22 protein-coding genes are annotated in these 22172 nt (G+C 66.8%); 8 read left to right on the plus strand and 14 right to left on the minus strand.

Annotated features, from left to right (window positions below):
• Nucleotides 1-2 precede the first annotated feature (2 nt).
• The gene (locus ABZS43_RS17200; protein WP_355036866.1) at nucleotides 3-866 is read right to left on the minus strand and encodes an ABC transporter permease; all 864 of its coding nucleotides are present in this window, start codon (nucleotides 864-866) and stop codon (nucleotides 3-5) included.
• 4 nt (nucleotides 867-870) lie between these two features.
• Nucleotides 871-1725, minus strand: coding sequence for an ABC transporter permease (locus ABZS43_RS17205; protein ID WP_355036867.1), 855 nt, complete (start codon nucleotides 1723-1725; stop codon nucleotides 871-873).
• A 522-nt stretch (nucleotides 1726-2247) separates the two neighbouring features.
• On the opposite strand from ABZS43_RS17205, the gene ABZS43_RS17210 reads away from it, so the two are divergent.
• Nucleotides 2248-2913, plus strand: coding sequence for a serine protease (locus ABZS43_RS17210; RefSeq protein ID WP_355036941.1), 666 nt, complete (start codon nucleotides 2248-2250; stop codon nucleotides 2911-2913).
• Nucleotides 2914-3018: 105 nt separating this feature from the next.
• Here the strand turns inward: ABZS43_RS17210 and ABZS43_RS17215 are convergent, their stop codons facing one another.
• Nucleotides 3019-4470, minus strand: a complete 1452-nt coding sequence (locus ABZS43_RS17215) for an MFS transporter (RefSeq protein WP_355036942.1) — start codon at nucleotides 4468-4470, stop codon at nucleotides 3019-3021.
• A gap of 58 nt (nucleotides 4471-4528) precedes the next feature.
• Nucleotides 4529-5161 (minus strand): hypothetical protein, encoded by a 633-nt coding sequence (locus ABZS43_RS17220; protein WP_355036868.1) that lies wholly within the window; start codon nucleotides 5159-5161, stop codon nucleotides 4529-4531.
• Between the two features lie 214 nt (nucleotides 5162-5375).
• On the opposite strand from ABZS43_RS17220, the gene ABZS43_RS17225 reads away from it, so the two are divergent.
• The 3 genes from ABZS43_RS17225 (at nucleotide 5376) to ABZS43_RS17235 (ending at nucleotide 8580) form a co-directional block, all read left to right on the plus strand.
• Nucleotides 5376-5894 (plus strand): DUF6764 family protein, encoded by a 519-nt coding sequence (locus ABZS43_RS17225; protein ID WP_355036869.1) that lies wholly within the window; start codon nucleotides 5376-5378, stop codon nucleotides 5892-5894.
• 87 nt (nucleotides 5895-5981) lie between these two features.
• The gene (locus tag ABZS43_RS17230) at nucleotides 5982-7325 is read left to right on the plus strand and encodes a cytochrome P450 (protein ID WP_355036870.1); all 1344 of its coding nucleotides are present in this window, start codon (nucleotides 5982-5984) and stop codon (nucleotides 7323-7325) included.
• A 331-nt stretch (nucleotides 7326-7656) separates the two neighbouring features.
• Nucleotides 7657-8580 (plus strand): L,D-transpeptidase, encoded by a 924-nt coding sequence (locus ABZS43_RS17235; RefSeq protein ID WP_355036871.1) that lies wholly within the window; start codon nucleotides 7657-7659, stop codon nucleotides 8578-8580.
• A gap of 99 nt (nucleotides 8581-8679) precedes the next feature.
• On the opposite strand, the gene ABZS43_RS17240 is transcribed toward ABZS43_RS17235, so the two are convergent.
• The 4 genes from ABZS43_RS17240 to ABZS43_RS17255 form a co-directional block, all read right to left on the minus strand.
• Nucleotides 8680-9669 (minus strand): NAD-dependent epimerase/dehydratase family protein, encoded by a 990-nt coding sequence (locus ABZS43_RS17240; protein WP_355036872.1) that lies wholly within the window; start codon nucleotides 9667-9669, stop codon nucleotides 8680-8682.
• A 56-nt stretch (nucleotides 9670-9725) separates the two neighbouring features.
• Nucleotides 9726-11744 carry a M13 family metallopeptidase gene (locus ABZS43_RS17245; RefSeq protein ID WP_355036943.1) on the minus strand — a complete coding sequence of 673 codons (2019 nt, stop codon included), beginning with the start codon at nucleotides 11742-11744 and terminating at the stop codon, nucleotides 9726-9728.
• Between the two features lie 95 nt (nucleotides 11745-11839).
• Nucleotides 11840-12220, minus strand: a complete 381-nt coding sequence (locus ABZS43_RS17250) for a DUF397 domain-containing protein (protein ID WP_355036873.1) — start codon at nucleotides 12218-12220, stop codon at nucleotides 11840-11842.
• A gap of 10 nt (nucleotides 12221-12230) precedes the next feature.
• The gene (locus tag ABZS43_RS17255) at nucleotides 12231-13082 is read right to left on the minus strand and encodes a Scr1 family TA system antitoxin-like transcriptional regulator (RefSeq protein WP_355036874.1); all 852 of its coding nucleotides are present in this window, start codon (nucleotides 13080-13082) and stop codon (nucleotides 12231-12233) included.
• Nucleotides 13083-13207: 125 nt separating this feature from the next.
• Here ABZS43_RS17255 and ABZS43_RS17260 point away from each other — a divergent pair, with 125 nt between their 5' ends.
• The gene (locus tag ABZS43_RS17260; RefSeq protein ID WP_355036875.1) at nucleotides 13208-13747 is read left to right on the plus strand and encodes a hypothetical protein; all 540 of its coding nucleotides are present in this window, start codon (nucleotides 13208-13210) and stop codon (nucleotides 13745-13747) included.
• Here ABZS43_RS17260 and ABZS43_RS17265 read toward each other — a convergent pair.
• On the minus strand, nucleotides 13725-14213 hold the full coding sequence (locus ABZS43_RS17265) for a DUF4190 domain-containing protein (RefSeq protein WP_355036876.1): 489 nt from the start codon (nucleotides 14211-14213) through the stop codon (nucleotides 13725-13727). The genes ABZS43_RS17260 and ABZS43_RS17265 overlap by 23 nt on opposite strands.
• Before the next feature lie 182 nt (nucleotides 14214-14395).
• Nucleotides 14396-15172: a pirin family protein gene (locus ABZS43_RS17270; RefSeq protein WP_355036877.1), complete on the minus strand. Its 777-nt coding sequence runs from the start codon at nucleotides 15170-15172 to the stop codon at nucleotides 14396-14398.
• 260 nt (nucleotides 15173-15432) lie between these two features.
• On the opposite strand from ABZS43_RS17270, the gene ABZS43_RS17275 reads away from it, so the two are divergent.
• Both ABZS43_RS17275 and ABZS43_RS17280 read left to right on the plus strand, forming a co-directional pair.
• Complete coding sequence (locus ABZS43_RS17275; RefSeq protein ID WP_355036878.1) at nucleotides 15433-15912, plus strand: NUDIX domain-containing protein; 480 nt, start codon at nucleotides 15433-15435, stop codon at nucleotides 15910-15912.
• 113 nt (nucleotides 15913-16025) lie between these two features.
• Entirely contained in the window at nucleotides 16026-17336 is a 1311-nt protein-coding gene (locus ABZS43_RS17280) for an MFS transporter (protein ID WP_355036944.1), read from the plus strand.
• Here ABZS43_RS17280 and ABZS43_RS17285 read toward each other — a convergent pair.
• Nucleotides 17333-17887, minus strand: coding sequence for a hypothetical protein (locus tag ABZS43_RS17285; protein ID WP_355036879.1), 555 nt, complete (start codon nucleotides 17885-17887; stop codon nucleotides 17333-17335). The genes ABZS43_RS17280 and ABZS43_RS17285 overlap by 4 nt on opposite strands.
• A gap of 137 nt (nucleotides 17888-18024) precedes the next feature.
• On the opposite strand from ABZS43_RS17285, the gene ABZS43_RS17290 reads away from it, so the two are divergent.
• Nucleotides 18025-19686: a DUF4185 domain-containing protein gene (locus ABZS43_RS17290; protein WP_355036880.1), complete on the plus strand. Its 1662-nt coding sequence runs from the start codon at nucleotides 18025-18027 to the stop codon at nucleotides 19684-19686.
• 21 nt (nucleotides 19687-19707) lie between these two features.
• Here ABZS43_RS17290 and ABZS43_RS17295 read toward each other — a convergent pair whose 3' ends face one another.
• The 3 genes from ABZS43_RS17295 to ABZS43_RS17305 are packed head-to-tail and all read right to left on the minus strand — an operon-like array spanning nucleotide 19708 to nucleotide 22074.
• Entirely contained in the window at nucleotides 19708-20568 is an 861-nt protein-coding gene (locus ABZS43_RS17295; RefSeq protein WP_355036881.1) for a biotin-dependent carboxyltransferase family protein, read from the minus strand.
• Complete coding sequence (locus ABZS43_RS17300; RefSeq protein WP_355036882.1) at nucleotides 20565-21296, minus strand: allophanate hydrolase subunit 1; 732 nt, start codon at nucleotides 21294-21296, stop codon at nucleotides 20565-20567. Before ABZS43_RS17300 ends, ABZS43_RS17295 begins: the two co-directional genes overlap by 4 nt.
• 25 nt (nucleotides 21297-21321) lie before the next feature.
• A complete protein-coding gene (locus ABZS43_RS17305) occupies nucleotides 21322-22074 on the minus strand; it encodes a 5-oxoprolinase subunit PxpA (RefSeq protein ID WP_355036883.1) in 753 nt (250 codons plus the stop codon).
• Between the last annotated feature and the right edge of the window lie 98 nt (nucleotides 22075-22172).

Genomic DNA, 22172 nt, shown 5'->3' on the forward strand with positions numbered 1-22172 from the left:
CCTTATCCCGAGATCCGGATGCCGGGGTTGACGCCCCAGATCGCCAACGTCATGAACAAGTCCGCGAAGACGACCAGGATGATGCACATCTTGATCGCCCGGCCCGCCGCGACACCGACACCCTCCGGGCCGCCCGAGGCGAAGAACCCGTAGTAGCACTGGATGAAGGTGGTGATCGCGACGAACAGGATTGCCTTGAGCAGCGAATAGATCACGTCGACGGGTACGAGGAACTGATAGAAGTAGTGCATATAGGTACCGCTCGCGGTACCACCGATCATCTGCACGGTGACCGCGCAGGAGATGTAGGCGACGGCCAGACCGAGGCAGTACAGCGGGATGATGGCGACGATCGCCGCGAAAATCCTGGTACTGACCAGATAGGGCAGCGGGCGGATGGCGATCGATTCCAGCGCGTCGATCTCCTCGGAGATGCGCATGGCGCCGAGCTGGGCGGTGAACCGGCAGCCCGCCTGGGCGGCGAAGGCCAGCGCCGCGAGCAGCGGGCCGAGTTCACGGGTCGTCGCGAACGCGGAGATGGCACCGGTGATCGGGCTCAGGCCGAGCAGGTTCAGCGAGGTGTGGCCCTGAATGCCGACGGTCATACCGCCGAACGCGCTCAGGATCACCACCACGCCGATGGTGCCGCCGCCGACGACGAGATTGCCGTTACCCCAGGTGACGTCAGAGAGCAGACGCCACACTTCCTTGGGGTAGTGCCGCAGCGCCAGCGGGATCGAGCCGATCGAGCGCAGGAAGAAGAAGACCTGATGACCGAGGCGGGCCAGCAGATCCACCGGGGCGTTGGCGGTGCGCTTGAGCGCATTCAGCGGCCGCAGTAGCGGCGGGACATAGGTTGAGGACACCGGCTCAGACCACCTGTGGGGGGAAGAGTGCGCTGTAGACCTGGGTAATGATCAGGTTCACACCGAACAGCATGATCGCGGAGCTGACCACCGCGGAGTTCACCGAGTTGGCGACGCCGCCGGGACCGCCGCGGGTATTGAGCCCGGTATCGCAGGCGATGATGGCGGCGAGCAGCCCGAAGATCAACGACTTCATCAGAGCGACGAACAGGTCACGGGTGACCGCGAAGGACGAGAAGGTTCCGACGTAGGAGCCCGGGGTACCGCCCTGGGCGAAGATATTGAAGATGTAGCCGGTGAGGAAGCCGACGAAGACGACGAACCCGCAGAGCAGGACACTGACGAGCATCGCCGCGCCGAGCCGGGGGGCGACCAGCCTGCGCATGGGGTCGACGCCCATCACCTTCATGGCGTCGATTTCCTCGCGGATGGTGCGCGAACCGAGGTCGGCGCAGATGGCCGAACCGACCGCGCCCGCGATCATCAGCGAGGTGACCAGCGGCGCGCCCTGCTGGATGATGCCGAGACCGTTGGCAGCGCCGATGAACGAGGTCGCGCCGACCTGACCCGCGACGGCGCCGACCTGGATCGAGACGATGACACCGATCGGGATCGCGACCAGCAATGTGGGCGCGGCGGCGACGTTCGACATGAACGCGCACTGGCGGACGAATTCTTTGAAAGGAAAGCGACGACGGAAGATCGCCACGAACAGTTCGATCACGGCGGCGAATCCCATAGTGATCTGCCTGCCGAAGGTCTCCAGTGACCGCTTCGGATGGTCTTCCCAGTAGGCCCTCGTCCAATCGACCGCGTCACCGATCCGTGACCCTGTTGGTGGACTCTTGGTCGACTGCACTGGCTAACCCCTCTCGACGCCGGTTGGCTGCCCCGACGACTTGTTTGCTTGACGCACCTTACTACGTAGTAAGCCAGAACACAGCATCACTCTGTGATTGGAGTCATAGATAGTTGTCACTTTGCTGTAATCGCTATGACATAGGCCACCACGACTGGGTCACGACCCAAAATTCACCATCCACACTCTGGCACAAGTGACAGTTCAGCCACGTCGACCAGGGGATTGCGACACCTTTTGAAGCAAATAACGCGGAATATATTCATCTAAAAATCTACTGTTTTGCGACCACAATGAATCGGTACAAAATTGTGTCCGAAACACAAAACGCGACTGTTCCGATCCAAGTGCAATAGAAGTTTGCTATCAGCGAAATGCGAGCCGCTCCGCCCGGACTGTCGAGAACGAAGTTCGGGCACCGCCGCCACATCGGGCACGTCATCGAGACGCGCCCGAGACCGAATACTGACACGATGAGTGCGACAGATTGATATCGTGCGGACTTCCGACGTCTGGAGGGACATGTTCAGCAAACTCGCCAAGGCGGCCAACGCCGTCTTCGCCGTAGCCCTTGGTGCGGCACTGCTCGGTGCGGGCACCGCGGACGCCGCGGGTCCGCCGGTGATCGGCGGTGGTTCCGGCATCATCATCGACAACCAGTACGAGTGCACGGTCACCACGGTGGGATATGACGGCGCGGGCCGACTGGTGGGGCTCACGGCGGGGCATTGCGGGGACGCCGGGGCCCAGGTCTACGCCGAAGCCGATCGCGGCGCGGGTCAGATCGGCCGTTTCGCCTACTCCAACCATGAACTCGACTACGCCGTCATCCAGTTCACCCCGGGTGCCGTCGTGCCGGTGAACCGGATCGGCAACGTCACCATCACCGGACTCGGCGGGCCCGCGCGGTTCCCGATGATCGTCTGCAAGGAAGGCCGCACGACGGGTAACACCTGCGGCATCTCCTGGGGCGATGTCTTCGGCACGAATGTCGAGACATGGAGCCAGATGTGCGTGGTCGAAGGTGATTCCGGTGCTCCGGTCGTCGTCGGCACGACCCTGGTCGGGATGGTGAACGCCTACCTGGCCATCGCCTGCTTCGGCCCCGAGGTCGGCACCAATATGAGCGCGATCATCGGCGATATCAACGCCCGAGGCGGCGTCGGCGCCGGTTTCAACCCCATCTAGACAGCACGGCGGATATCGGCGAGCGGGCGCGCGAGCGCCCGCTCGTTCGCGTTCGGAGCCCCCGATTCGCTCGATGTCGCCCCTGCGCGGGACCCGTCCGCTCTGTCAGGAACTCGCGCGCCGAACAGGGGCGACCGCCGGACCTGTCACCGCGCACTGCGGTAGGCAGTCGACGCTGTCCAGCGCGGGCGCGCGCCTCGGCGGACGCAGAAGCACCGCGGCAAGCAGTGCCCCCGAGATCAGCGATCCGGCACAGATCCACATCGCGACCTCGAACCCTCGGTCGAAGGCGCTCGGATCGGACAGCGATCCGGAGATACCCGCAAGACCGGGCAGCGCGGCCACCGCGAGCAACTGCGCCGTCCTTGCCACCGCGTTGTTCACCCCCGAGGCGATACCGGCCTCGCCCTCCGGCACCGCGCCGAGTACAGCGCCGGTGAGCGGGGCGACCAGGACCGAGAGGCCGAGACCGAAGACCAGGACGCCGGGCAGCACATCGAGGACATAGGTGGTGTCGGACCCGATCCGCATCAGCAGCACGAGACCGGCCGCAGCCAGTACCGGACCGGCTGTCATCGGCAGCCGAGGACCGTGCACCTGCGCCCAGCGGCCCGCGGGCGCCGAGAGCACCAGCATGATCACCGTCATCGGGACGGTCGACACCCCCGACATCAGCGGCGAGAAACCCGCGACCACCTGCAATTCCAGCACCAGCAGGAAGAACACGCCGCCGAGCGCGGCGTAGACGGCGAGGGTGACCAGATTCGCCGCGGTGAATACCCGCGAGGCGAACAGCGACGGCGGTACCAGCGGATGATCGCCGCGCATTTCGATGACGACGAACAAGCCGAGCAGCAGTACACCGGCGACGATCAGCGGCGGCACCCCCTCGATGAGTCCGAACGTGAGCGCGCCAAGTGCCAGCGCGACCACCAGTGCGCCAGGGACATCCAAGCGGGCCACGGCATCGGGATCACGACTCTCCGGCACATGGCGTAACGCGACGAGCACGACGACGACCACCAGCGGCACATTGAGGAAGAAGATGGACTGCCAGCCCGCCAGATCGATGAGCCAGCCGCCGAGAAAGGGACCGAGCGCGCCCGCGACCCCGCCGAATCCGGACCACAGGCCGATCGCCGCGCCCTGATCTCGCTTATCGATCGAGGAGGAGATCAGCGCGAGACTGCCCGGGGTGAGCATCGCGCCCGCGACGCCCTGCAGGACACGGGCCGCGACCAGCATCTCGATACCGGCCGCGATGCCGCACAGCACCGAGGCGAGTGCGAATCCGGCGGCGCCCCAAACGAATACCTTGCGCCTGCCGAGCTTGTCGCCGAGCGAGCCGCCGAGCAGGATGAACGAGGCCAGCGTCAGGGTGTACCCGTTGAGCGTCCACTGCAAGCCCGCTACATCGGTCTCCAGTGAGGCACCGATGCTTGGCAGCGCGATATTGACGACGGTCGCGTCGAGCGAGGCGACCGACGATCCGAGGATCGTGGCCAGCAGGATCCAGCGGCCCTTCGCCGAGCCGAGCCGGGGTAGATCCGGGGCGATGCTCACCGCCCCAAACTAGCGCCGTCCGGCCCCGGAGCCGCCGGGCTTCGCCGAGCCTTTAGAGTTCCTCGACGCAGACGACGAACTTACGTTCCTCGTAGGTGAAGCCGGTGCCGGTGCTGCACGCGCCCGCATCGGAGGCACCCTGCTGGATATTCACCACGCGAACACCTTGCAGACCCCGCTCGCTGCAATCGATGCGCTTGGGATCCTCGCCTCCGACATCCATGCAGCCGCCGACCACCCAGTCGATATCCAGGCACAGCGCACCCTGCTGGACCCCGTTGAGCGTCTCGGCGTAGAAGTTGTCGCGGTCGCCGATGCAGGCCGAACTGGTCGGAGCCTTGCCGATGACCTTGTAATTAGCCGAACGGCTACCGCAGGACGCCTTGGAGATGGTGGCGTTGTTGGTGGTGCCGCCGAGGGCGACGCAATCGCCGACACTCGCCTCGAAGTCGGTATTGCCGCCGCGCGTTGTCGTCGTCGGACGACCGGAGGTCGGCCTGCCGCTCGACGAGCGGGGGGCCGATGTCTTCGGAGCGCTCGTGGTCACCGCGTCGACGGTTCCGTTGTCGACCGCGGGTTGCGCGGTGCCATCGATGGTGGAACTACAGCCGGCGACCAGCGCTAGCGCGGCCACCGCCGTGCATACCCCGACGGCGACACGGCCGATGAGTAGATGACGAGACACGTGACAGTCCTCCCGAGCTGTAACGCTCCGAACTCAACGCCCCCGTCAGAATCCGAAGTTCGACTACCTGTACTTGGAAATATCACGCCATGCATACACCATCGTTAACGCGGCCGTCGAGTCGACGCGAGCGGCTGGCCGGTCTACCAGCGTGATCGCGTAACCAGCTACCGATCTGAGTATGGTGGGAAGTCGAATGTGAAAGGGGTTGTCCATGAAGCTGATCAGCGCGATCTTCTGTGCGTCCGCGGCGGTTGGAACCTCCTTCGGACTGCCATCCGTAGCCTCAGCAACCGATGTGCATTGCGCTGCGGAAGGCCATACCGACGTCACCCGCATCGACGGACGCACCGCCTGCAGAGCCGCCAGCGACACCCTCGGCCGCGCGCACGCGGCCGGATTCGACGGCGTCGGTTACGCGAACGCGACATCGGGTGCGTTCGCCCTCGGAGTCGGTGCGGCGGGGGGCGTCGGCGCAAGCGAGGGCGCGGGTGGCGTTCCCGTCGCGATCGGTCTCGGCCCCGACGCGATCGCGCTGACCTCGCTCGCCGACATCGAGGGCCGACCGCCCGCGGCATTCGGTGTATCGGTCGCCATGGACGGTTCGCGCGCGCAGGTCAGCTCGACGGAGAACACCGTGGTGTGCCTCGGCTCGTCGGCTCTGGCATGGAACGGCGCCACCGGCGCGAGTTGCCTTGCCACCCCGTTCGGCGTCGTCAGGTCCACCCCGTAGGCACCCGCCCCCGGGGAACACCGCCCCGGGGAACACCGAGCCCGGTCGAACCGACGGCCGTGGCCGATCGTAGGTAGGGGTATGGATGTGGCCCTACCCTCCGCGCCGAGGACACCCCGGCTGGTCGCCGCGCACGCGCTCGCGGCGGGTATCGATTTCGACCGGTACTTCCGATGGCGGCGGTCCAGGGAAGGCGATCCGTTCTATGTCCGCTTTCCCGGCCTGGGCACGGCATTGTTCACCGGGACCGCCGCCGGCGCGCGCGAGCTTTTCCGCGCGCCGGTCGAAAGCCTGGAGCCGCCGCGACCGAATCCGATCGAACCCCTCGTCGGGGCCGCGTCGCTGATCCTCTCGGCGGGGGAGCGGCACCGCCGCGACCGGACGCTGCTCGCGCCCGCGTTCCACCGGGGCAGGATCCGCGCCTACGGCGAGCTGATCCGGGATTCGGCCATCGACGAAATCTCGGGCGCCGCAGCCGGATCCGTGCCATGGCGGCCCGGTGCGACCATCGATGCGCGCGCGGCCTCCCGCGCGGTCACGCTGCGGGTGATCCTCGGCGCGATTTTCGGGGTGGACGACCGCGAGCGTCACGCGGCGTACACAACCGCCGTCGCCGAATTCCTCGACGCGTTCTCGGGACCGTTGCTGTTGGTGCCCGCATTACGACGCGGCGCTTTCGGACGGGCGCCGTGGGATCGGTTCCTCGCGGCGCGCGACCGAGTGGATCGGCTCATTCGCGCCGATATCGCGCACCGGCGCACCACCGGGCGATCCGACGACACCGATATTCTCGGCATGTTGCTGAACTCGAGCGTCACGCTCTCCGACGACGAGCTGTGCGAGCAATTGCGCACGCTCGTGGTGGCCGGGCACGAGACGACGGCGACCAGCGTGGTGTGGGCCCTCTATCACCTGCATCGTGAACCGGAGGTGCTGGCGCGCGTCCGCGCGGAGGTGCGCGCGGCGGGTTCGGACGCCGATCCGATGCGACTGGCGACCCTGCCGTATCTGGACTCGGTATGTCAGGAGACGCTGCGGCTGCACCCGCCGGTGCCGATCGTGCTGCGCAGGCTCACCGCCCCCTTCACCTTGCGCGGCGTCGCGCTGGCCGCGGGCGACACCATGGGGGTCGCCCTGCCGCTGCTGCACTCCGATCCCACGGTATGGCCTGATCCCGGGCGTTTTAGGCCCGAACGTTTCCTCGAGCGTCGGTTCGGGCCGTTCGAATTCGCGCCCTTCGGCGGCGGGCACCGTCGCTGCGTCGGCGCGACACTCGCGGAATACGAGATGCGGATCGTGCTCGCGACGATTCTGGCCAGGGTCCGGCTCGCCCTCACCCCCCGATACGCCAGGGGTCGTACCCCGCTGTCGGTTCCGCACAACATCGCGACCGGGCCGTACCGGGCCATCACCTTCGACGTTCTGTCGTGATTTGCGTCACGAACTGTTTGAGATTCAGGAAAAACCGGACGGACCGCAGATTTTCCGCCAGCGCGAACTTGTCAGTGCTAGCGGGATGTTTTCCAAAGTCCGCCGCCGCCAACGGGTTATGTGTCCGGCGACACATCCGATAGGCATACCGAATCAATGCGCTCCGGCGCTGGATACATGTCATGCCGGGACGGTATGAAGGGACGGGGTCGGGTCGTCATACCCGCGGTGTCGCTGCACGAGCACCGCGCGTCAAATACCAGTGGGCGCTTCCGCAGGCACCACGCCAATGAGTATCCCGCATGTGCTTCGGCGCGCGCGGGAGCAGGAAATGGACGAGAAACCTATGCAAGCCGCTTTCCACAACAGGATCCTGCCGACTTCCATTCGGGAAGGCCGGCGTACCCGCCGGGTCGGTCGAGGCGTCCTATTGTCCGCGGCGATCGCGGCGGCCGGCGCCTTGATCGTCGTTCCCGCTCAGGCCCAGCCGGCGCTGCCCGGTATCGGAGCGGGCTCGAACGGCGCCGCGGTGACCGATCCGGTCCCGCCGCACGCCGATTTCGCGCCGCCGAGCATCAATGTCGCCGATGGCGAGACCGTGGGCGTCGCGCAGCCGATCATCATCAACTTCAAGGATCCGATCACCGATCGGGCCGCGGCGGAGCGGGCCATCAGGATCACCTCGTCCAAGCCCGCCCCCGGCCAGTTCACCTGGCGCAGCGACAAGCAGGTGCGGTGGAAGCCCTTCGAGTTCTGGCCCGACAACACCGATGTGAAGGTCGAGGCCGGTGGCACCAGTAGTTCCTTCCACGTCGGCGACGCGCTGGTCAGCACCGCCGACGACGCCACGCACACCATCACCATCACCCGTAACGGCGAGGTCGTGATGGAAATGCCGACCTCGATGGGCAAGACCAAGCACGAAACGCCGAACGGCACGTACTACGTGGGCGAGCAACTGCCCAAGATGACGATGGATTCGTCCACCTACGGTGTGCCGGTCACCGATCCCGAGGGCTACAAACTCGAGGTCGAGTACGCCACCCGGATCTCCAGCAGCGGCATCTTCGTGCACGCGGCCCCGTGGTCGGTCGCGCAGCAGGGCGTGTCCAATGCCAGCCACGGCTGCTTGAACGTGAGCACCGAGAACGCGCGCTGGTTCATGGAGAACACCCACAAGGGCGATCCGGTGATCATCGTCAACACCAAGGGCGGCACCCTGAGCGCAGGCGACAACATGGGTGACTGGAACTAGATCCCGCACGCACGACGTAGAAACCCGTGGCCGACGATCGGCCGCGGGTTTCTCGCATTTCCGGCCCCGCCCCCTCGGTCTCGGCCCGGATCGCCCGCGCTACCGAAGCCTGCCGACGGCGCGCAGCCCGGCCACGGTATCGGCGATGACCTCGCTTGGCTCGCGATAACGCAGGGCAAGGTCGCGTTCGCTCGGGGTGTCGTCGGACTCCGGCATGCGGGTGTAGTACTGCATGGCGGCCTCGGTGAGGGGAGTGGAGAAGGGGACGATCCGGGTGAGCCCGTCGCTGACCCGACCGAACAGGCGCAGCGCGGCATCGGGAATCGGGACGGCGCGCGTGGTACGACCGGTGATCTCGGAGAACAGGGCGGCGAGGTCGGCCACACCCACGCGATGCCCACCGCACACGTAGCGGCGGGGGCCGAGGCCAGCGACGAGCAGCGCGGCGTGCAGCGCCGCCACATCGCGGACGTCGACGATCGTCCAGCCTGCGCGCCGACCCGGGAGAAAGCCCATGCCGACGGCGGCTCGGACACCGTCTGCCCCTTCACCGAACTGATTGCCCGCGGGCGGTCCGAGCACCATACCGGGATAGGTGATGACGACCGGCGCACCGGCGTCCTGCATCCCGCGCGCAAACAGCTCGACCTGCGCCTTCGAACGCCCGTAGGCGTCGGAACCACCCACGACGGGCAGATCCGCGGACACCACCGCTGTTGCGGGTCCGAACATCACGGTGAAACTGGAGACGTGCACGATCGGATCGAGACCGAGTTCGGCCGCGATTCCGAGGACATTTCTCGCACCGACGGTATTCGTCGTCAGCATCTCCCGCGCCCGGCGAGGGTCGGTCGCCACCACGGCCGCACAGTGGATGACCGCGTCGCATCCGAGCAGTGCCGTGCGCACCGAATCCGCGTCGGTGATGTCACCGACCACATGGTCGGCGGTATCGACCCCGAGTGCGGCGGGTGCCGTCAGCCGCGACGGATCACGGACGAGAAACCGCACGTGGTGACCGGCGGCGGCGACCGCGTCGGCCGTCCACGCGCCGACGAAACCCGTTCCACCCGTCACCAGCACACGCACGTGCCGATGGTAGGCGAATCCGATGCCACGTCCCACACCTCAGCGCGGGCTCGGACCTACCAGATCTTCACGCGTTCGGCCGGATCCAGGTACAGCGAATCGCCGGGCCGCACGTCGAAGGCCTCGTGGAAGCTGTCGATATTGCGGACCACGGCGTTGCACCGGAATTCCGGCGGTGAATGCGGGTCGACGGCCAGACGCCGGACGGCCTCCTCGGTGCGGGCCTTGGTGCGCCAGACCTGGGCCCATCCGTAGAACACACGCTGCAATCCGGTGAGTCCGTCGATCTCGGGGGGTTCGGTCCCGTCCAGGGAGATCCGGTACGCCTCCAGCGCGATGGAGAGTCCGCCGAGATCGCCGATGTTCTCGCCGATGGTGAATTCACCGTTGACGGTGTGCTCGTCGGACAGCGCCTGGGGCGACAGCACATCGTACTGCTCGATCAAAGCCTTGGTGCGCTTACCGAATTCGGCGCGGTCGGCGTCGGTCCACCAGTCGATCATGTTGCCGTCGCCGTCGTATTTGGCTCCCTGATCGTCGAACCCGTGGCCGATCTCGTGGCCGATGACCGCGCCGATACCGCCGTAGTTGGCCGCGTCGTCGGCGTTCATATCGAAGAAAGGAGGTTGCAGGATCGCGGCGGGGAAGACGATCTCGTTCATGCCGGGGTTGTAGTAGGCGTTGACCGTCTGCGGGGTCATGAACCATTCGTCACGATCCACCGGCCCACCCAGTTTGTTCAGGTCGCGGTCGTGTTCGGCGGCGTATCCACTGCGGTAGTTGCCGACCAGATCGGCCGGGTCGATGATGACGGCCGAATAGTCACGCCACCGATCCGGGTAGCCGATCTTGGGCGTGAACTTCTCCAGTTTGGCCAGTGCGGCCTTGCGGGTTTCCGGACCCATCCATTCCAGTTCGGCGATATTGCGCCGGTACGCCTCCTGGAGATTGGCGACCAGTTCGACCATCCTCGCCTTCGCCGCGGGCGGGAAATGTTCGGCCACATACAGTTTGCCGACCGCTTCGCCGAGCAGATCCTGCACCAGCGAGACACCGCGCTTCCATCGCTCCCGGTTCTCCTGGGCGCCGGTGAGGGTGCGGCCGTAGAAGTCGAAACTCTCCTCGACCACGGCATCGGTGAGATACGGTGCGCGGGAACGAAGCACGCGCCAGGACGCCCATGCCTGCCAATCCTCGAGCGATTCCGAGGCCCATGCCCGCGCGAAGGCCCGCACGTAATCGGGCTGACGCACAACCACTTCGGCGAAGAGTTCGGGCCCGGAACGGTCGACCCCCTCGGCCAGCGCCTCGGTCCATGCCGCCCAGTCGAATTCGGGATGGTTAGCGGACAGCGCCTCGAAAGTGGTGAGGTTGTAACTGCGTTCGGCATCGCGGCGGCGCACCACGTCCCAGTGACCGGCGGCCAGTTTCCTCTCGAGTTCGAAGACCCGCTGCCCCACGGTATCCAGATCGCGCGGCAGCAGCGCGGCGATCCGTGGATCGGCGGCGGCCAGTGCGAACATACGGCCGATATGCGCGATGTACTTGTCGCGGATCTCGGCGAATTCGTCCTGCCGGTAGTAGGACTCGTCGGGCAGCCCGATCCCGGACTGGGTGGCGTGCAGCAGATAGCGGTCGGAGTTCTTGTCGTCGGTGTCGACGTAGAAGCCGAGCGCGCCGCCGATGCCGGTGCGCTGGAAACGGCCGAGCAGTGTCGCGAAGGCACTGCGATCGCCGATCTCACGCACCGCGGCGAGTTCGGACGAGATGGGCCCGAGTCCGGCGGCCGTCACCGCCTCGGTATCCATGAAGCTGGAGTAGAGGTCACCGATCTTACGTGCGTCGGTGCCCGCGGCGGCCTGCTCGGCCGCGGCGTTCTGGATGATCCGCTGCACATCCAGTTCCGCCTGGTCGTAGAGAGTACGAAAGGCTCCGTCCACGGCGCGGTCGGCGGGGATCGTGTACTCGTCCAACCATTTGCCGTTGACATGTGCGAACAGATCGTCCTGCACCCGGACGGCGGCGTCGCGGTAGGACAGATCGATACCGGAGGGACTGCTCAGCTCGGAGGTCACGTTCACCAGTATGCCCAGAACCGGGCGTCACGGTAGCCGCCGACCGCAGTGTGTGCCCCGGCCGCGGTCGCGGCCGGGGGAAATGGATGGGTCGGTCAGGCGGAGAGGATGGCGCGGTCGAATTCCCCGTCGCGGACGCCCGCGATGAAGGCGTCCCATTCCTCGGGTGTGTAGGTGAGGGTGATATCGCCGTGACACAGCGAAGTGGTGCCGTCCGAAGCGGTCCGGGTGATCAACCGATCGGCCGATCCTCCGGTGGCGAGCAGGGTCAGGAACGAGGTCCATTCGTTCGCGGTGACGGTGATGATCGGCTCCTCGGCTAGGAGGTTGGCCGGATCGCGGCGGTACTTGCTGTCACGGACCAACACCGCATCACCGACGAAACGAACCTCGACACACTGGTTGCCGTTGTTAGACCTTGTCGACGTGAACCAGTCGGTAGTACAAACCGACCGGAACGTAGCGGTGGTTGCCATGGGGCGCATTTTACACTCGTGAGTACGACCTGATCAGCGCCAATGAATCCGTGCGACTCAGCGACTGCTCCCTGGCCCGCACATAGGCGAAGGCCAGGTCACGCACGAGACCCGGGTCGTCGACCACACCACCGAATACCGCGCTCTCCGCCCACCCGAAGGTGGGCAGCTGTTCACCGGCAAAGTCGAGCAAATGGAAGCTCGCCCCGCCGAGGATCGCCCCCGCGGTCGCGGTGAACGGGATGACCCTGATCGCGATACTGTCCGATTCCTCGCTCAACGCGGCGAGATGTTCGAGTTGACCACGCAGCACCTTCGGGCCACCGGTCTGCTGCAACAGGGTGCCTTCGCCGATGACCGCCGTCAACTCCACGCGTTCCGGTCCGCGCAGCCGCTCCTGCCTGCGCATCCGGATCGCCACCAACTGTTCCACCTGCACCGGCCTGATCATGACGTCGGCGCTGATGAGCGCCCGCGCGTAGTCCTCGGTCTGCAACAGGCCGGGCACGATCAGGCTGTCGTAGCTGCGGATGCTCTGCGCTCCGTACTCCATGCCGTAGAGCCGTTGCAGTTCCGGGCCGATCAGCGCCGAGGATTTCGCCCACCAGCCGCGCTGTTTGCTGGAAGCCAGCAGCGCCAGCAATTCCTCGCGTTCTTCGGCGTCGACCTCGAGCATTTCGAGTACCGGACCGATCGTATTGGTGGTGAGCATGCGGCGGCCCTTCTCCACGTGCGACCAGTTCGCCGCGGTGAATCCGACCTGCTTGGCGAATGTCGCGGAATCGAATCCGCGCTGTTCGCGCAGTTCACGCAGCCGGAGCACCAACTCCCAGCGCGCGACAGTAGGCGAGACGGGTGCCATGACCAGCGATGCTACGCGCTGTCGATCCACCCGCGTGTGACTATTGTCAATCCAGTTGCACACGGCTACTGTCTCGAGGTAGCGGCCGATTCACCCGTCACGTTCGATTCGAGACGAGGTTTGATATGACTGAGCTCAGCGATCGACCATCCAGCACGGTCACACCTGTCCGGCCGCCGCGTGCGGTCGCCGAGGAGTACACCGCGATCCAGGACGCGTTCGCCCGCTGCCGCAGGTACCGCAAGGAGCACCGGCTATACGGCGTGGTCGACGCCTCACTCGGGCGCATCATGCTGGAAGTCGGCGCGGTCGGCGCGGTCGTCATGCCCGCCTCGCTCGGCGAGCACGTCCGCGATCTGATCGGCGCACGCGGGCCGCTCGGACCGATCATCGCGCATCCGCGTTCGGGTCGGTGGACCTTCCTCACCGGCCCGACCGATAACTCCTACCTGGATATCGCCCTGTTCTCGGATCTGTTCCGGGTCTGCGCCTCGGTCGCGCAGCCGGGCAGCCGGATCGTGCTGCCCTCACCCTCGGACGAGCACGGGGGCTACCGGTGCTGGGTCGCCGCACCTCAGCGCGACTACCGCCCTGGACTCGCCGAGGTGGTGGCCGCGACCAGAGCCTGCGCAGCGCCCGCGGCTAAGGTGTCGGCCGCGGAGTGAGCGTGATGCTGAACTTGTCCTCGATATTCTGATTCCACTCCCGCTCGCAGTCATCGATCTTGGACTGGTCGTTACCCGCCTTGTTGACGCAGTCGAGGAAATCCTTGCCGCCGGAATTGACGAACAGGCTCCACCCGACGATCGAGATCACCGTCGCCGCGATGAGCGCGATGACGCCGAGAACGATGCCGGTCGCCGCGAATCCGGTACCGCCACCGGTGCCGCGACGCACCTTGACCAGCGCGATGATGCCGAAGATCACCGCGAAGACACCGAAAAGGAAACCGCCGACCACCACGAGCAGGCCGAAGATCGCGAGTATGCCGAGAACGAGAGCGGTGACCGCAATACCTTTGCCCTTGGGCGATTCCTGCCAGTACTGGCCGCCCGGCGGCGGATACTGACCGGACGGGGGCGGCGGGTATTGGCCGGGGGGATATTGACCAGGTGGCGGATATTGCGACATGGACTTCCTCTCAGTCAGCGCCGCGGGGCGCTACCGGTTCCTCGGGGTCCGGTCGGGCGCGCTCGCGCGGCTCACTGCCTACTGATCGCGCTCCCTGGGTCGGGATGTTAATCGGACAAACCGTGCAATAGGTCGCGGCGCGGCGTCGTCGCCGTGCCCTGCCCGCGCCGGGCCCCGCCGAGTCAGGCCCCCCCGAGGCGCGCGTGCATCTCCCACACCAGGATCTCGGCCGGGCGGTTCGCCGTGACACGCTGTCCGCCGGTTCGCGTCAGGCGTACCGCGTCCCCTTCGTAGAGCGTGCCGACGCCTTCCATCTCGACCTCACCGCGAGCCACGAAGACGTGCGTGTACGGCGCGTCCGGCAGGTCGACGGCCCGGTCCTCGTCACCGGACATGCGCGCGACATGCAACGCGGAGTGGCTGCTGGCGATGGCGATGGCGGTGCGATCGCGATAACGCGGCAGGCCGGAGGCCACCGTCACCAATGCGCCGGAGGCCAGCTCGTCATCGATCTCGAGCTGCTGATATCCGGGATCGAGACCGGGCTCGTCCGGTACCACCCACATCTGGACGAAATGCACGGGATCGTCGTGCTCGACCGAACCGTCGAGCCGCCACGAGTCGTTCCTCTCCGAATGCAGAATCCCGGCGCCCGCGCTCATCCGCTGGGCGAGTCCGGGATAGATGACACCGCTGTGGCCGAGTGAATCCTGGTGCACGAGGCTGCCGTCCAGCACCCAGGTCACGATCTCCATATCCCGGTGCGGATGGGTGTCGAAGCCCTGACCTGGCAATACGACATCGTCGTTATTCACGAGCAAGAGGCCGTGATGGGTGTTCTCTGGGTCGTAGTGCTCGCCGAAGGAGAACGAGTGCTTCGAATCCAGCCAGGAGACGCGAGTCTTCATACGGTCGCCGCCGCGATGGATATCGATGTGTGGTGTCGTGAGTGTGGACATCATGGTCCTCCTCTCGGGACCGTGCACCGATCACCTTTCAGGGTAGGAGCACATCCGACGCGGTATTCCGAATTCCTAGTAAATTGTCCTGCACTCGGCATTTTACGCGAGCGACCAGCGGGTGAACGGAAGGCGAGGAGTACCAACCGGTAGGTCGACCCGGGGCGCGACCAAGTAGGGTACCGCGAACAAGACTCCGAACATGACGAAGCCGGATTCGTAAGGTGATGCGGCACAACGTAACCGGAGGTGACAGCCAGATGCGATCCGAGCAACTCACCGGCATCGAGCAGGAACTCCGCGCCGCCGCGCGCGCTGACGGCATCGGCGATTTCGTCGTCGGTGTCGCCGTGTTCCGCCACGGCAAACTTCTGGTAGTCCGCCGCGTGCCGAACGACTACCACGGCGGGATGTACGAACTGCCAGGCGGTGGAGTGGAATCCGGGGAGACCTTCGCCGAGTGCGTGGCCCGCGAACTTTTCGAGGAAACCGGACTACGGGTGCGCGACATCACCGAATTCCTCGGCGCCATCGACTACGCGACCCGCACCAAGGCCAAGGTACGCAAATTCAGCTTCGTCGTGGAGGCCTACCCCGGCGACGTCGCGGTCGCGCCGGGCGAACACGACGCCTTCGCCTGGATCGACGCCTCCGCGCTGGACAGACTGCCGATGGCGCCCGATATGCGGCAAACCATCAGCGCCTTGGTCCGTACGCTCGATTCGCCGCATCCCGCGTGAGCGAACGCGGCGAGCGGCAGGGGACAATCGGCGGTGTGTCCACTGCTCGCCCCGAAGGCTCGCTACCGGCCGGCGAGCCACCGGGCCCGCGCCGGGCGGCGTGGCGGGCGGCGCTGCGGGACCACCCGGCCGTCCTGCGGCTCGCGGTCGTGCGCTTCGCCGGGCAGTTCGGCGACGGAATGTTCCAGGCCGCGCTGTCGGGCGCGATCCTGTTCAATCCTGAGCGCGAAACCGATCCACTGGCCATCGCGGCGGGTTTCGCCGTCCTGCTGTTGCCGTACTCGCTGATCGGGCCGTACGCGGGCGCACTGCTCGACCGATGGGACCGGCGCAATGTGCTGCTCGTCGCCAATGCGTCGCGCGCCGTGCTGATCGGGGTGGTCACCCTCGGACTGCTGGCCGGCATCGGGGAGACGCCACTGTTACTTCTGGCTCTCGCGGTCGTCGGGGTCAGCCGGTTCGTGATGGCCGGGGTATCGGCGGCACTGCCGAGAGTTCTCGCGCAGCAGTGGCTCGTGCCGATGAATTCCGTACTCGCCACGGTGGCCTCGGCGTGCGCCGGTCTCGGCGCCGCGATGGCGGTGGCGATCATCGGACTGGTCGGCGCGGGTGATACCGGGTCGGCGGTCGCGGTGGCGGCCAGCGGCGCCGGGTCGATCGCCAGCGCCGTGATCGCGCTCCGATTCCGCCCTCGGGTACTGGGTCCGGCGCCGGGAACGAGCGCGGGATCGAGCGCGATCCACGCGATCGCGACCGGACTTCGCACCGGTGCGCGGGCCGTGTGGCAGTCCGCGCAGGTGACCACCGCGATGATCGGCATCGGCACCCACCGGATCGTCTTCGGCGGCAACACTCTGCTCATGGTGCTCGTGTTGCGCCAGCCGCGGACCGGCGGTTCGGGGCTCGGGTCCGGGCTGGTCGGTTTCGGCGTCGCCATCGCCGCGACCGCGACGGGCATGCTGGTCGCCGCCGCGGTCGCGCCCCTGCTGATTCCACGGTGGGGACGTCCGCGCACGGTAATCGCGGGTCTGTGCACGGCGGCGGTCGTGCAGGTGACGCTGGTGACCCCGATCGCGGTGGCCGATGCGGGGGCCGCCCTCCAGCGGGCGCACGAATTGCTCCTGCTCGGTGCGTTCTTCTTCGGACTGGCCGGCCAGACGATCAAACTGACCGGTGACGCCACCATGCAGATCGATATCGATGACGCCAGGCGCGGACAGGTATTCGCACTCCAGGACACGGTTTTCAATATCGCCTTCGTCCTGGCGATCGCGACGGCCGCGCTGATCATCCCGCCCGACGGCCGTTCCCTTCCGCTCGTCATCGCCGGGGCCGTTATCTACTGCTGCGGTATCGCGGCCGTCCTGCTCGTATTGCGTCGGGGCCCGGCCCAGGATCGGCGGAAACTCAGCGCCCTCGGTTAGCGGCCGAAAGGGATATCGGGATCGGCACTTCCAGCGGGTTCCGCGCCGGGCTCGGTATCCCCCTCGAGTATTCGGCCGCGCCTGTCCGTGACGGTGACCCCGGTGTGCTCGAGCAGGTCGTCGGCATCCCTTCCCGCGGTATCGGGCTGTGCCAAAGGGTATTCCGCGAGCACCTCGGTAATACCCTCGGCGACCATGTTGTTCGATTCGGGACTCGTGTCCGGAAACGGACCCGTGCGCACGATCCAGCCAAGGGGCTCTGCGGCAGCGTCGGCGGCGGCGCCGGTGATCCGGTGCTCCCAGGTGCCGAGTCCGGTGGGATCGGTATAGAAATGGTCGAGTACACCGTCGTCGTCCAGATCGAGAGCGGCGATATCGGCTACGCCCGCTCCGGTGGCATCCCACAGGGCGTCGTCGGCGAGACCGTCGCCGTCGAAATCCAATTGGACCGCATCGGTCGTACCGGTATCCGCCAGATCCAGATCCGCCTCGGATGCCCAGACGTGCACCGTGCCATCGCCCGTGCCGAACACGTACTCGATCTCGTTCATACCTTCTTGGACGCGAGCCGATCGCATCCGGTTCCGCCACGATTTCGTCGCGGCCTCGAGCCGAGCACCCGGCTCGAGGTGGGACGATCCGGTAAGTTGATCTTCCCGCAGGACGAATCAACAAGGAGTCGACAGTCATGGGCTTGCTGCCGGGAAAGCTGGATAGGCAGGCACTCTCGAGCGTCGCACTCCTCGCAGCGCTATCCCTGCCCGGGCCTGTCGCGCAGGCCGCTCCCGCACCATGGGCGCCGCCGCCTACGAACGTCTGCGGCGAGATCGGATTCGACCCGCTGGCACGCGAATCCGATCCGAGTCTGCCGCCCGCCCCGCCGATCCGGATTCCACCGCAGATCGATATCCCGGTTCCCGTCCCCGAGTTGACCCCGGTGCCGGTGCCCGACCCGCCGCAGGACAACACCCGGATCGATCCCGCACCGCTGCCGGAGGATCCCTGCCGCAACCCGTGTCCGGATGTCAGGGATACGCCGAAGCAGGTCGAGACCGAACAGTCGCCGAAGTCCGAGGCGACACCGCCCGACACCGGTTCCGGTTCCGGTTCCGGCTCGGGTTCCGGCACGGGCTCGAACTCGGGATCGGGATCGGGTTCCGGCACAGGCTCGAACTCCGGTTCCGGCTCGGGTTCGAGCTCGGGGTCCGCCACGTTCTCGCTGCCGCGCATCCAGATCCGCCCGGAGATCGAACCCATTCCGATTCCGGTGCCAGGCGGCGAGAGCGACCCGCCGCAACCCGCGCCCCCGCGCGTCGTGCATCCGATCGAACCCGGTCCGGTATCCGAACCCGTTGCCGTACCCCGGCTCGGCTCCATGGAATTCGTCGGCCAGGTGACCGGGCACGGATCCGAGAACCGCACCGATATGCGCTGGCAGGTGGACGGCACCGATCTCGGACTGATGTGGGAGACCGAACCGGGCAAGGTGGCCGTCGTGTTCGGTGACACCTTCGGCGAAGGCTGGGAGTTCGGCGGCGCGGGCGGACCCGACTGGCGCAGCAATGTGCTCGGCTTCAGCACCGACCGGGACCTCTCCGACGGACTCACCCTCGACACCATGGTGCAGGACAGTCGCTGCCACGCCGCGGAATTCCTGTCCAGCCGCAAGATCAAGAACTGGGAGACCACGGTCATCCCGACCTCGGGCTTCGCCCTCGGGAAAAGGCAGTACCTGAGCTATATGTCGGTCAACCACTGGAGCCGCATCCCCGGCATGTGGTCGACGAACTACGGCGGCATCGCCTACTCCGACGACGGCGGAAACACCTGGACCAAGGATCAGCACGCCAGGTGGGACAACCTTTTCGGATTGGGCCGCTTCCAGGTCGGCGCGATGGTTCCCAAGGGCGAGTACGTCTACATGTTCGGCACGCCCAACGGCCGGATCGGAGTCACCGCGCTGGCACGGGTGGACAAAGACGAGGTGCTGAACAAATCCGCCTACCAGTACTGGGTGGACGGCACCTGGGCGCCCGCGGCGGAGAATCAGGCGACGCCGCTGTTCCAGGGCGTGGCGAGCGAGCTCTCGGTTCGTTACGACCCGACAGCCGACCGCTGGCAGATGATGTACCTCGACTCCGCCAAGGGTTCGATCGTGCTGCGGCATTCCGCTACGCCGCAGGGCATCTGGACGGATTCCGTACCGGTGGTCGCCACCGCCGACTACCCGAAGGCATACGGCGGCTTCATCCATCCGTGGTCGACCGATACCGATCTGTATTTCACGATGTCGGCGTGGGACAGCTACAACGTGTATCTCATGCGGGCGAAGCTGGATTCGCCGCGATGAGCGGTCGGTAGCCGTTCGGTTCTATCGAGCGGCCCGCCGGAAACGCACCGGCTGCCCCGGACGTGCCTGCGCCACCAGATCGACGTCGGCATCGATCACGACCGCGATCACCGGATAGCCGCCGGTGATCGGATGATCGGCGAGGAAGATCACCGGCCTGCCGCTGGGCGGCACCTGGATCGAGCCGAGTGCCATACCCTCCGTGCGCAATTCGTCGCGAATACGGCGACGCAGCGGCGGTCCGGTCCGGCGATCCAATCGGGCGCCGACACGGTCGGCATCGGGGGAGACCGACCACTCTCCCTCGAAGAGCGCGCCCGGATCGGTGAACCAGTCGTCGCGGGGGCCGAGCATGACGCGCGCGGTGACGGCGTCTGCCGAGAGCTCGGCGACGGGGGCGAGGTCGACGATCGGGAAGGTAGGCGGCGCGGGGCCGACGGGCAGTCGATCACCGGGACGCAGCGGCGGCGGGCCGATACCCGACATCGTGTCGAGACTGCGCGAGCCGAGTACCGGCGCGACATCGATACCACCGCGCACCGCGATATAGCTGCGCAGACCCCGCTGCGCCAGGCCGAGCCCGAGGGTCTGTCCCGCGTCGAGTTCGAGCACACTGGCGCGTCCGACCGGGACGCCGTCGACGGCAGCGGGGGCTGGGGCGCCGGTCACCGCAAGTGTGTGGTGCCGGTCCACGCGCAACCGCACGCCGCCGACCAGCACCTCAATGAGCGCGGCGCCCTCGGGATTGCCCACGAGTCGATTGGCGAGAGCACACGAACCGCGATCGGCGGCCCCGGAAAGGCCGACGCCGGAATCGAACCAGCCCGGCCTGCCGAGATCCTGGATGGTGGCGAGCGGGCCGACCCGTTCGATGACGATCACCGCGCCACCTCGATGAAGCGCACCGCGGTACCGGCCCGAATCAGCGCGGGCGGATCGCGATCGATATCCCACAGGGGCGCCTCGGTGTGACCGATGAGTCGCCAACCACCGGGCGTTCCCCGCGGATACACCGCCGAATAGCCGCCGGCGAGTGCGACCGCACCCGCCGGGATGACGGTGCGAGCCTGTTCCCGGCGCGGCACGTTCAGGCGTCCGTCCGGCGATTCCAGATAGCCGAAACCCGGTGCGAAACCGATGAATCCGCAGTGCCAGACCGTCCCCGTATGGGCGGCGACCACCTGCGAGACGCTCATGTCCAGCAGGCGTGCCACCTCGGCCAGATCCGCGCCGTCGTAGTGGACCTCGATGAGTACGGGCTCCCCAGCGGACTCGAAAGACTCGCCCGCCCGGGCTGTTCCACGGACATCACCTCCGGGCCCGGAGTGGACGCGACGCAGCAGCGTCTCCAGTTCGTCGCGGACCCGCTGGGCGTCGTCCACCGAATCGAGTGTCACCAGAACCGTTTCCGCCGCGGGCAGCACATCCCGCACACCCACGATCGCGCGGGCGCGCAGGGCGGTGACGATCCCCGGTATCGAGGCCGTCACCAGGAACGCCCGGTCACCCGCGGGCCGGATCAGCCGCTGCGCGTCGAATCCCGCCTCGGTCGAGGCACTGTCACCACTCACCGCGCGCCACCGTTCGGAACCGCGTTGGACGCGAGGCATCGGTTCGATCATCAGCTACCGCCGATCACGCGAACGATTCGATCGGTACTCCGGCATCATCGAGCGACAGGCGAATTCGACGCACCATCTCCACCGCGGCCGGAGTATCACCGTGCACGCAGATACTCTGCGCCACCACCTTCACCTTGCCGCCGTCGACCGACCGCACCCGCCCCGTCAGCGCGAGCGACACCGCCTGCGCCACCGCGTCGTTCTCGGGCAGCACCGCGCCGGGCACTCCGCGCGGTGCGAGCATGCCGCCGGGGGTGTACGCGCGGTCGGCGAAGCCCTCGCCGACGAATCGCACGCCGAAATCCACGGCGGCGTCCTCCAATGCGCTGCCCGCCGGTCCGAGCAGCGCCAGCCTCGGATCGTATTCGACGAGCGCGGCTATCACCGCGTCCGCGTACTCCCGATCCTTGGCCGCCGAATGATAGAGCGCGCCATGTGGTTTCACATAGCGCACGCGGTCGCCCGCGGCACGCGCGAACGCGTCGAGGCTGCCGATCTGGTAGAGGGTCTCGTCGCGCAACTCGCCGGGATCCATGGCGATCGCGCGCCGCCCGAATCCGGCCGGGTCGCGGTAGCCGACCTGGGCGCCGATCCGCACGCCCTTCTCGACCGCGAGCCCGCAGGTCCGGCGCATGATCGACGGATCACCCGCGTGGAATCCGCACGCGATATTGGCGCTGGTGACGATGTCGAGCATGGCCGCGTCATCGCCCATCGTCCAGGCGCCGAAACCTTCGCCCAGATCACTGTTCAGATCCAGCGGCATATCCATCCTCCGAGAGTCGCTCGAGCCGATCCGAGAACCCGCGCGCCGGTGACTCGGACCACATTCCCACTGTGCCACCATTCGCCGCCGAGTACTCT

Origin of the sequence: Nocardia sp. NPDC005366 (genome assembly GCF_040606855.1) — a bacterium.
GTDB lineage: Bacteria > Actinomycetota > Actinomycetes > Mycobacteriales > Mycobacteriaceae > Nocardia.

What these genes read in the sequence shown, in the direction of transcription:
- ABZS43_RS17270 (WP_355036877.1), bottom strand. Translation starts at nt 15,172, where the DNA reads ATGTCCACACTCACGACACCACACATCGATATCCATCGCGGCGGCGAC.
- ABZS43_RS17275 (WP_355036878.1), top strand. Translation starts at nt 15,433, where the DNA reads ATGCGATCCGAGCAACTCACCGGCATCGAGCAGGAACTCCGCGCCGCC.
- ABZS43_RS17255 (WP_355036874.1), bottom strand. Translation starts at nt 13,082, where the DNA reads ATGGCACCCGTCTCGCCTACTGTCGCGCGCTGGGAGTTGGTGCTCCGG.
- ABZS43_RS17260 (WP_355036875.1), top strand. Translation starts at nt 13,208, where the DNA reads ATGACTGAGCTCAGCGATCGACCATCCAGCACGGTCACACCTGTCCGG.
- ABZS43_RS17285 (WP_355036879.1), bottom strand. Translation starts at nt 17,887, where the DNA reads ATGAACGAGATCGAGTACGTGTTCGGCACGGGCGATGGCACGGTGCAC.
- ABZS43_RS17290 (WP_355036880.1), top strand. Translation starts at nt 18,025, where the DNA reads ATGGGCTTGCTGCCGGGAAAGCTGGATAGGCAGGCACTCTCGAGCGTC.
- ABZS43_RS17235 (WP_355036871.1), top strand. Translation starts at nt 7,657, where the DNA reads ATGGACGAGAAACCTATGCAAGCCGCTTTCCACAACAGGATCCTGCCG.
- ABZS43_RS17225 (WP_355036869.1), top strand. Translation starts at nt 5,376, where the DNA reads ATGAAGCTGATCAGCGCGATCTTCTGTGCGTCCGCGGCGGTTGGAACC.
- ABZS43_RS17300 (WP_355036882.1), bottom strand. Translation starts at nt 21,296, where the DNA reads ATGCCTCGCGTCCAACGCGGTTCCGAACGGTGGCGCGCGGTGAGTGGT.
- ABZS43_RS17210 (WP_355036941.1), top strand. Translation starts at nt 2,248, where the DNA reads ATGTTCAGCAAACTCGCCAAGGCGGCCAACGCCGTCTTCGCCGTAGCC.
- ABZS43_RS17305 (WP_355036883.1), bottom strand. Translation starts at nt 22,074, where the DNA reads ATGCCGCTGGATCTGAACAGTGATCTGGGCGAAGGTTTCGGCGCCTGG.
- ABZS43_RS17250 (WP_355036873.1), bottom strand. Translation starts at nt 12,220, where the DNA reads ATGGCAACCACCGCTACGTTCCGGTCGGTTTGTACTACCGACTGGTTC.
- ABZS43_RS17265 (WP_355036876.1), bottom strand. Translation starts at nt 14,213, where the DNA reads ATGTCGCAATATCCGCCACCTGGTCAATATCCCCCCGGCCAATACCCG.